Below are 9,340 nucleotides of genomic sequence, written 5' to 3'. Positions count from 1 at the left end.
TTTGCGCCCGCGCCGGCGGCCGTCCCCGGCTCGCCCGCCACGCGGCGCGCGAGCGTCGTCCTGCACGGCGCGCTCGAGGAGTCGATCGCGCGCGCCCTGCCTCCCGCGGACCGGGCCATCGCCGACCAGCTCACGCAGGTGGTGAACCGGCTGCTCGTGTGGGACCTCCAGGTCGCGCGCGACGGCAGGAAGGGCGATCGGCTCGAGATCCTCTACACGCCGTCCCCGCCGGCGGCTCCCGGCCTCCCGCCGAGCGCCGAGCCCGTCGTCGAGGCGGTGCGCTACGTCTCCCAGAAGCTCGGGAAGGCGTTCTCGGTCTACCGCTTCCAGGCCGAGGGGGCGCGCTGGGCCCGCTACTACCGGGAGGACGGCAGCGAGCTCGAGGAGCACATCGTCGACGCGCCCATCGGCGAGTACGAGCAGGTCACCTCGCTCCTGCGTGACGGTCGCCGCCACAAGGGCGTCGACTACAAGGCGCCGGTCGGGTCGCCGGTGTTCGCGCCGTTCGAGGGCGTGATCCAGCGGCGCAACTGGAACTTCCGCGGAAACGGGAACTGCCTCGACATCCTCGATCCGGCGAGCGGCCGCCACGCGATCTTCCTGCACCTCGAGGTGCTGCCGAAGGAGATGATCGCCGGCCGCCGCGTGAAGAAGGGCGAGCAGATCGCGCTCTCCGGCAACAGCGGCCACTCGTTCGCGCCGCACCTTCACTACCAGCTCGAGGACGCGAGCGGTCGGGTGCTCGATCCCTTCGAGGTCCACAAGATCGAGCACCGCTCGCTCGTGGCGGCCGTCCGGCCCGCCTTCGAGGTCCGCCGCGGCGCGCTCGACTCGGCGCTCGGCGGCAGCGCGATCGCCGCGCCTGGCGCGGTCGTCCCCGCGGTCCACACCGCCCCGGCGCCGTGACCGTCTGAGACCGGGGTCCCCGGGATACGTCCCGAGCGTAGCCGCAGCCGGATGAGGCTGCGGCGGAGCGAGCCGGGGGTCCGGGGGGCGCGTAGCTGCGCCCCCCGGCAAGAAGAAAAGGGCCGCCTCTCGCGAGGCGGCCCTTCGTGTTTCACGAGACTGCGAGCCGGCGGCTAGACCTTCCGGCCGCCCTCGGCCGCCCACTTCTCGAGCATGGCCGTGGTGACCGACTTCGGACGCTCGATCGCGTAGCCGAGGCCGCGGTCCCACACGAGGTTCGCGAGCACGCCCAGCGCGCGGCCGACGCCGAAGAGGACCGTGTAGAAGTCCCACTCGCGGACGCCGTAGTACCACTGGATCACGCCCGAGTGCGCGTCGACGTTCGGCCACGGGTTCTTGGTCTTCCCGTGCTCCGTCAGGACGCCCGGCGCCACCTCGTAGATCATGTTCACGAGCTGGAAGAGCGGGTCGTTCGGCAGGTGCTTCTTCGCGAACTCGTTCTGCGCCGTGTAGCGGGGATCCGTCTTGCGGAGCACCGCGTGGCCGTAGCCCGGGATGACCTGGCCGGAGTTCAGCGTGTCCCAGAGGAACTGCTTCAGCTGCTCCTTCGAGGGCACCTGGTTGTTCAGCTTCTTCATCGTCTGCTGGATCCAGCCGAGCACCTCCTGGTTCGCGAGGCCGTGGAGCGGGCCCGCGAGGCCGTTGATGCCGGCCGAGTACGCGTAGTACGCGTCGGACAGCGCCGAGGCCACGAGGTGCGCGGTGTGCGCGGAGACGTTCCCCGACTCGTGATCCGAGTGGAGGATGAAGTACATGCGGGCGACGTCGTCGTACGGCTTCTTCTGCCCGATCATCTGGGCGAAGTTGCCGCCGAGGTCGAGCTTCGGATCCGACGGGATGTGCGTGTCACCCTTGTACTTCATGCGGTAGATGTACGCCGCGAGGACCGGGAGGCGCGCGACGAGCGTCATCGCGTCCTCGTACATCGGGTCCCACATCTCGGTCTTCTTGAGGTTGCCCTCGCCGTAGCGCTTCGCGAACACCGACTCGCGCTGCATCGCCACGATGCCGGCCGAGAACATCGCCATCGGGTGCGAGTCGCGCGGCATCGCGCGGAGCACGTCGATGACGTACTGCGGGAGCACCTCGCGGGCCTTGAGGTCCGCCTGGATCTCGGCGGCCTCGGCCTTCGTGGGGATGTCGCCGGTGAGCAGGAACGAGAAGAAGCTCTCGACCGTCGGCATCTCCGCGCCGGCGACCACGTGCTCCTTCAGCGCGTCGAACGTCTCCGGGATCGTCTTGCCGCGGAAGCGGATGCCTTCCTGCGGGTCCAGGTACGAGATGTCCGTCACGAGGCAGCGCACGTCACGGGCGCCGCCGATGGCCTGGCCGATCGTGACCTTGTCGATGACGATCTCCGCCAGCTCCTTGTTCAGCTTCTGCGTGCGCGGGCGGAATGCCTCGATCTTCTCCTTGAGCTTCCGCTTGAGCGTCTCAGCCATTGTCGACCCCAGCCATTTGTAGAGGTTTGTTCTGCAACTACAGAGCGCGTTGAACCGAGGGCCGAATCCTACCCAGCGAATTTCGGCCAGGGCAAACCGGATCGGGAACAACTCGTGGAGCCGCCGAGTCTAGTTTCGACCCGGCCCCCTGCTCCCCGCGCCCGGGCGCACACCTCGATGCCTACTCGCTCCGACAGGGCCTCGCCCGTCCCGGTGCGGTCGGCTGTCGCAAGCTACACCGCTCCAGCCGCCGCAGGCGAGCGCAAGCGGTCGCTGACCTCGGCGCTGGGCTGGGAGACGGGCGCGCGCGAGCGGGACGCGCGCCCGCAGGAAGGCTCAGCGACGGCCGGCGGCGAGCGCCGCCGCGACCTCCGCCGCCACGTTCCGCGACGCCTGCGGCTCGTCCCCGACCGCCGCCTCGGTCGCGAGGTCGGGCACGATGGGCTCGGGGAGCGCCGCGGCGACGGCGTGGCTGGGCTTCTCGGCGCCGGCGCCGGAGCGGCAGGTCCTGCACCAGGGCTGGTTGCGAATCGCGCCGTCCGCCATCTTGCGGAGCCCGAACTGCGCGAGGGGCCGCATCTTGTGGCACTTGAGGCACATGAGGGTGATGAACACCTCGTTGCCGTCGGCGTCGTAGACCGACGAGCGGCGCCTCTTCGGCTTCGCGGCGGCGGGCGCGGCGCGCTTCGCGACGGGGCCGCCCTTCTCGAGCTCGCCCTTCGCGATCGCGGGCGCCACCATCACCTTCACGGCCATCGGTCCAGGACCTCCTGCTGCGGGATGCCGGCCATCCGGGACGGCCGGCGGACCGTAGCGAACCCCTCTGACAGCGCGCCGACTGGACCGGCGCGGCGCCGAGTGCGAGCATTCGACGAGGGGAAGGGGAGTGGAACAGCACTCAGCGGAGTATCGGACCGTCGCGGTGTTCGGAAGCCTCACCGACGCGGAGCTCGTCCGCGGGATGCTCGAGGCGGATGGGATCGCCGCCGCGGTGCTCGAGGGGACCGACGCGGCGCTCCTGCCGGGCGTCGGCCGGACGATCCGCGTCCTCGTCCCGGCCCACGATCTGCCCCGCGCGCGAGAGATCCTCGCGAGCCCCGCCATCTCGCCGACCGACGTGGAGGACGACCTCGTCGCCCCGGTGCCCGAGAGCGGACGCTCCTGGACGGTCGGCTGGATGGCGCTGCTCATCGCAGCCGCGCTCCTGGCGGCGGCGTTGCTGTGAACGGGGCTTCGCCCCACCCCGCTCGCGCCGCCACGATCCTGTGCCCCCCAACGGGAGCGCGCGACCGCCTGCTCGCACACATGGCGCCCATCTCGGAGCGACCCTAGCTTCCCGCCAGGGTTCCGATGGACGCACCTAAGGACATCCCCCTGCTCGATCCCAAGGTCGTCGCCCGGATGCACCGCATCTCGCAGGTCGCGGCGGCGCTCGCGGGCGGTATCGGGGTGGGCGCCCTGGTCAGCCATCCCCTGGGCGTCCCGTGGCTCCGAACCCTCGCCCGGGGGATCGAGGTCCAGCCGAACACGGCGGCGGGCATCATCGCGGCCGCCGTCGGACTCTCGCTCGCGGGGCTCGGCGCGCGCTGGGCGCGGATCGCCTCTCGCGTGATCGGCGTCCTCGTCGCGGCCCTGGGCGCCGCCACCCTCGTCGAGCACCTCGCCCTCGTCGACCTCCACATCGACCGGGTCCTCGTGCCGGGCCTGGGCCTGAGCGCCGCGGTCACGCTCCCCGGCCGGCCCGGTCCGCCCGCCGCCGCGAGCTTCCTGCTCGCGGGCGTGGTCCTCGTGGGCCTCGACGCGCGCCGCCGCGCCGCGTGGCTCGCCCAGGGGCTCGCCATCGTCGCGATGGCCATCGCGCTCCTCGGCGTCGTCGGCCACACCTTCGACGTCTCGCTGCTCTACCGCGAGGCCACCGTCACCGGGATCGCCTTCCCGTCCGCCATCGCGCTCTTGACGCTCGACGTGGGCCTCCTGTGCGCCCGTCCGGACCGCGGCTTCGTCGCGAACCTCGCGTCTACAGGCGCCGGGAGCGCGCTCGCGCGCCGGCTGCTCGTCTACGTCCTGCTCCTCCCCCTGCTCCTCGGCGGGCTCGCCCTCGCGGTGACGGGCGCCTCGGGCGAGGGGGCGCTCGCCGTCTCGCTCCTCGTCGTCGTGCTCTCGCTGCTGTTCGTCGTGCTGGTGCTCCGGGACGCGGTCGCGATCGACCGCATGGAGCTCGCGAAGCTCCGCGCGCAGGAGGCGCACGCCGCCTCGCGCGAGGAGCTCGCCCGCGCGCTGGCGCGCGAGCAGGACGCGCGCGTCCACGCCGAGGCCGCGAGCCGCTCGAAGGACGAGTTCCTCGCCACGCTCTCGCACGAGCTGCGCACGCCGCTCAACGCGATCCTCGGCTGGTCCGGCCTCCTGCGCGACGCGGGCGGCGATCCGGAGCGGCTCGCCCGCGGCCTCGCGGTCATCGAGCGGAACGGCCGCACGCTCGCGCAGCTCGTGTCGGATCTGCTCGACATGTCGCGCATCGCGGCCGGGAAGATCGAGGTCGGGCACGCCGACGTCGATCTGCTCGGGGTGGTGGACGACGCGGTCGAGGCGGTCCGCGCGACGGCGCGCGCCAAGGGCGTCGCGCTCTCCCGCACCGCAGGGCCGGAGCTGCCCCGCGTCGTCGGCGACGCCGCGCGCCTGCGCCAGGTCGCGTGGAACCTCCTGTCGAACGCGGTGAAGTTCACTCAGCCGGGCGGCAGCGTCGACGTGCGGCTCGCGGCGTCGCGCGGGGGCGCCCTCCTGGAGGTGAAGGACACCGGCGTGGGAATGGCGCGCGACTTCCTCCCGGTCGTGTTCGATCCGTTCGTCCACGCGGAGGGGGCGTCGGTGCGGCGCCACGGCGGGCTCGGGCTCGGGCTCGCGATCACGAGGCAGCTCGTGGCGCTCCACGGCGGGACCATCGAGGCGGAGAGCGACGGGCCGGGCCGCGGGGCCACCTTCCGCGTGGTGCTGCCGCCGGTCGCGCGCGCGCCCGCGGTGGCGCCGGCGGCGGTGAGCGCCCGGCCCGACCTGGGCGGCGCCCGGGTGCTCGTCGTGGACGACGAGGCGGACTCGCGGGACGTGCTGCTCCAGCTGCTCGCCTCGTGGGGCGCGCGGCCGGAGGGCGCGGCCTCCGTCCGCGAGGCGCTCGACGCCGTCGCCCGGGAGCGCCCGGACCTCGTCGTGTCGGACATCGCCATGCCGGGAGAGGACGGCTTCACGTTCGTGCACGAGCTGCGGCGCCTCGAGGAGGCGCGCGGCGAGCGGCGCGTGGCGATCGCCGCGCTCACCGCGTTCGCGCGCCCCGAGGATCGGCAGCGCGCGATCGCGGCGGGCTTCGACGCGCACCTCGCGAAGCCGGTCGATCCCGCGACGCTGCACGCGACGATCGCCGGGCTCCTGCGCGACACCCGCGTCCCGGACGCCGCCGCCGGCCCGCAGGGCACGGCCGCGAACCCGGACGCGCCGGAGCCGCCGCGGACCGGCGGCGAGGACGCGCGCGCGGCGGGCTGAGGCGCTTGGATCACGGCCCGGGTGCGGCCGAGCGTGGAGCGAGCCCGCGCTGCTTCGTCCTACAACCGGGCCCCGACGTAGACGATGACCTGCAGCACGCCGGTGAAGGCGACCAGCGCGGCGGCGGAGACGGAGCTCTTGGCGGTGGCGCGCAGCCAGCCGATCAACCCCGGCACCGCGAGCGCCAGCCCGAGGATGAGCCCGAGGGGCAGCCCGCTCACCGAGATGTGCAGGTAGCCGAGCGCGACCGCGGTCTCGACGGCGGCCGCGACGAGCGCGATCACCGGGAGCACCCGCTGCGCGGAGGAGGCGACGAGCAGGACGGAGGCGGCGAGGGCCGAGACGGCGAGGGCGACGTGGAGCGTCATGCCCGCCGCTTCTACGCCGTCCCCTCGCGACCGCGCAAGAACGCGGCGCGCACACATCGGCTCACGGGCTCGCCCCCGCCCCGCCGGCGACCGCGGTCGCCCTGGCGAGCGACCCGCGCCGCTCAGGACCGCGAGACGATCTGGCGGAGCACGTACGGCATGATCCCGCCGTGCCGGTAGTACTCGGCCTCGATCGGCGTGTCGATCCGCACGACGAGCTCCACCTCGTCGCGGCGCCCGTCCCTGCGGTGCACGACGAGCGTCGCCCGCTGGCGCGGGGTGAGCCTCCCGGCCACGCCGACGAGGTCGAACGTCTCCGTGCCGTCGAGCCCGAGCGTCTGGGCCGACACGCCCTCCGGGAGCTGGCAGGGGAGGACGCCCATGCCGACGAGGTTCGAGCGGTGGATGCGCTCGAAGGAGCGCGCCACGACGAAGCGGACCCCGAGGAGCGCCGTCCCCTTCGCCGCCCAGTCGCGCGAGCTGCCGGTGCCGTACTCCAGGCCGGCGACGATCGCGAGCGGGATGCCGTCGCGCGCGTACTCGAGCGCGGCGTCGTGGATGGGGAGGCGGCGGCCGGTGGGCTGGTGGACGGTGACCCCGCCCTCGACCCCCGGCACCATGAGGTTCTTGATGCGCACGTTCGCGAACGTGCCGCGCACCATCACGTGGTGGTTCCCGCGGCGCGCGCCGTAGCTGTTGAAGTCGCGCACCGAGACGCCCAGCGCCTGCAGGTAGGTCCCCGCGGGCGACGACGGCTTGATCGAGCCTGCCGGGCTGATGTGGTCCGTCGTGACCGAGTCGCCGAAGATGGCGAGCGCGCGTGCGTGGAGCACGTCCTTCGCCTCGGACGGCGCCGCGGCGAAGGGCGTGAAGTACGGCGGCTCCTGGATGTAGGTGGACTCGGGGTCCCAGTCGTAGCCCTTGCCGCCGCGCACCGGGAGCGCGTTCCAGCGCGCGTTCTCGTTGAAGCCGCCGTAGTAGTTCTTCCGGTACTCCTCGGGGTTCGCCGCGGCCGGCCGGAGCGCGTCGATCTCCTCCGCAGTCGGCCAGAGCTCGCGCAGGAACACCGGCCTGCCGTCCTTCCCGACGCCGAGCGGCTCCTGCTCGAGGTCCACGTCGACGCGGCCCGCGAGGGCGAAGGCGACGACGAGCGGGGGGCTCATGAGGAAGTTCGCCTTGACGCTCTGGTGGACCCGCGCCTCGAAGTTGCGGTTGCCGGAGAGCACCGACGCCGCCACGACGTCGTGGTCGGTGACGACCTTCTCGATCCGCTCGTCCAGCGGACCGGAGTTCCCGATGCAGGTGGTGCAGCCGTAGCCGACAACCTGGAACCCGAGCCGGTCGAGGTAGGGCTGCAGCCCGGTCTCGGCGAGGTAGCGGGAGACGACGCGCGAGCCGGGGGCGAGCGAGGTCTTCACGTGCGGCTGCACGGAGAGTCCGCGCTCCACCGCCTTCTTCGCGAGGAGCCCGGCGGCCAGCATGACGCCCGGGTTCGAGGTGTTCGTGCAGGAGGTGATCGCGGCGATGAGGACGTCGCCGTGGCCGATCTCGACGGTGCCGGGGAGCTCCCGCCGCGGCGGGTTCGGCTGGGTGTCCGGCGTGGGCCGGTTGTTGATCATCTCGTACTCGGTGAGGGTGCTCGTGTTCTTCCGCTCGCCGTCCGGCAGGCTGTCAGAATCCTGTAGGCCGCCGCCCGTGGTGGTCGGCGGGGATCCGTTCGGCGAGCGGTAGCGCTGGCGGAGCTCCTCCGCGGGCTTGCCGTAGCCGGACGCGTCCTTGCGGGTGAACAGCTCCTGGAACGTGCGCTTCAGCGCGCGTAGCTCGATGCGGTCCTGCGGCCGCTTCGGCCCGGCGACGGCCGCGCCCACGCTCGCGAGGTCGAGCTCCACGACCTCGCTGTAGTCGACCTCGCCGGCGCGCGGGATGCGCAGGAGCCCCTGCGCCGCGTAGTAGGCGCGGAAGGCGTCCACAGTCTCCTTCGGGCGCCCGGTCTGCTCGAGGTACCGGATCGAGCGCTCGTCGGGCGGGAAGAAGCCCACCGTGGCGCCGTACTCCGGGGCCATGTTGGAGAGGGTGGCGCGCTCCGGGACCGGCAGGCTCGCCGCGCCCTCGCCGAAGAACTCGACGAACTTCCCGACCACCTTCGCCTTGCGCAGGAGCTCGGTCACGCGCAGCACGAGGTCCGTCCCCGTCACCCCCTCGCGCAGCGCGCCGGAGAGGTGCACGCCCACGACGTCGGGGGTGAGGAAGTAGGTCGGCTGACCGAGCATCGCCGCCTCGGCCTCGATGCCGCCCACGCCCCACGCGACGAGCCCGAGCCCGTTCACCATGGGCGTGTGCGAGTCGGTGCCGACGAGCGTGTCCGGGTAGTACAGCCCGCCCTGCTCGAGGAACCCGCGCGCGAGGAACTCGAGGTTCACCTGGTGGCAGATGCCGATGCCGGGCGGGACGATGCGCAGCTCCTCGAACGCGTGGGTGCCCCACTTCAGGAACTCGTAGCGCGGCAGGTTGCGATCGAACTCGAGCTCCATGTTGTAGCGGAGCGCGTCGGCGGAGCCGAACGCGTCGACCTGCACGGAGTGGTCCACGACGAGGTCCACCGGGACGAGCGGCTCGACCGCGAGCGGATCCTTGCCGAGGCGCGCGACGGCCGAGCGCATCGCGGCGAGGTCCACGAGGAGCGGCACGCCGGTGAAGTCCTGGAGGAGCACCCGCCCGACGAGGAACGGGATCTCGCGCGTCCGCTCGGCCCGGGGCTGCCAGCGCGCGAGGGCGCGGACGTCCTCCTCGGTGACCCGCACGCCGTCCACGTTCCGCGCGAGCGACTCGAGCACGATGCGGAGCGAGACCGGGAGGCGGGACACGGGCCCGAAGCCCTTGCGCTCGAGCTCCGGGAGCGACACGAGCCGGCCGGTGCTGCCGGCGGCGATCTCGAAGGGGACGACGACGCCGAGCCTGTTGTCGTTCATGGGGATCCTCGCCTGAGCCGCGCGCGGCCGCCGGCGGAGCGGGCGCGAGCCTCGGGCCGGGGGA

At 72.9% G+C, this 9,340-nt stretch carries 7 protein-coding genes; 3 read left to right on the top strand and 4 right to left on the bottom strand.

Features of this window, described 5'->3' with window-relative positions; translation table 11 throughout:
• On the top strand, window positions 1–906 hold a 906-nt coding region (locus MNY60_RS17100), incomplete at its 5' end, for a M23 family metallopeptidase (protein WP_242361214.1).
• A gap of 173 nt (window positions 907–1,079) precedes the next feature.
• Here the strand turns inward: MNY60_RS17100 and MNY60_RS17095 are convergent.
• Window positions 1,080–2,408: a citrate (Si)-synthase gene (locus MNY60_RS17095; RefSeq protein ID WP_242340917.1), complete on the bottom strand. Its 1,329-nt coding sequence runs from the start codon at window positions 2,406–2,408 to the stop codon at window positions 1,080–1,082.
• 336 nt (window positions 2,409–2,744) lie between these two features.
• Window positions 2,745–3,164, bottom strand: a complete 420-nt coding sequence (locus MNY60_RS17090; protein ID WP_242340918.1) for a hypothetical protein — start codon at window positions 3,162–3,164, stop codon at window positions 2,745–2,747.
• 130 nt (window positions 3,165–3,294) lie between these two features.
• On the opposite strand from MNY60_RS17090, the gene MNY60_RS17085 reads away from it, so the two are divergent.
• Both MNY60_RS17085 and MNY60_RS17080 read left to right on the top strand, forming a co-directional pair.
• A complete protein-coding gene (locus tag MNY60_RS17085) occupies window positions 3,295–3,633 on the top strand; it encodes a putative signal transducing protein (RefSeq protein ID WP_242340919.1) in 339 nt (112 codons plus the stop codon).
• Between the two features lie 125 nt (window positions 3,634–3,758).
• Window positions 3,759–5,939, top strand: a complete 2,181-nt coding sequence (locus MNY60_RS17080; protein WP_242361213.1) for an ATP-binding protein — start codon at window positions 3,759–3,761, stop codon at window positions 5,937–5,939.
• Between the two features lie 59 nt (window positions 5,940–5,998).
• Here the strand turns inward: MNY60_RS17080 and MNY60_RS17075 are convergent, their stop codons facing one another.
• On the bottom strand, window positions 5,999–6,307 hold the full coding sequence (locus MNY60_RS17075; RefSeq protein ID WP_242340921.1) for a hypothetical protein: 309 nt from the start codon (window positions 6,305–6,307) through the stop codon (window positions 5,999–6,001).
• A gap of 122 nt (window positions 6,308–6,429) precedes the next feature.
• On the bottom strand, window positions 6,430–9,276 hold the full coding sequence (locus tag MNY60_RS17070; protein ID WP_242361211.1) for an aconitate hydratase: 2,847 nt from the start codon (window positions 9,274–9,276) through the stop codon (window positions 6,430–6,432).
• Between the last annotated feature and the right edge of the window lie 64 nt (window positions 9,277–9,340).

This window comes from Anaeromyxobacter sp. SG17 (assembly GCF_022690695.1).
GTDB classification, from domain to species: domain Bacteria; phylum Myxococcota; class Myxococcia; order Myxococcales; family Anaeromyxobacteraceae; genus Anaeromyxobacter; species Anaeromyxobacter soli.
Note: the sequence above shows the minus strand (reverse complement) of the source record. Positions and strands in the feature narration are given on the sequence as shown.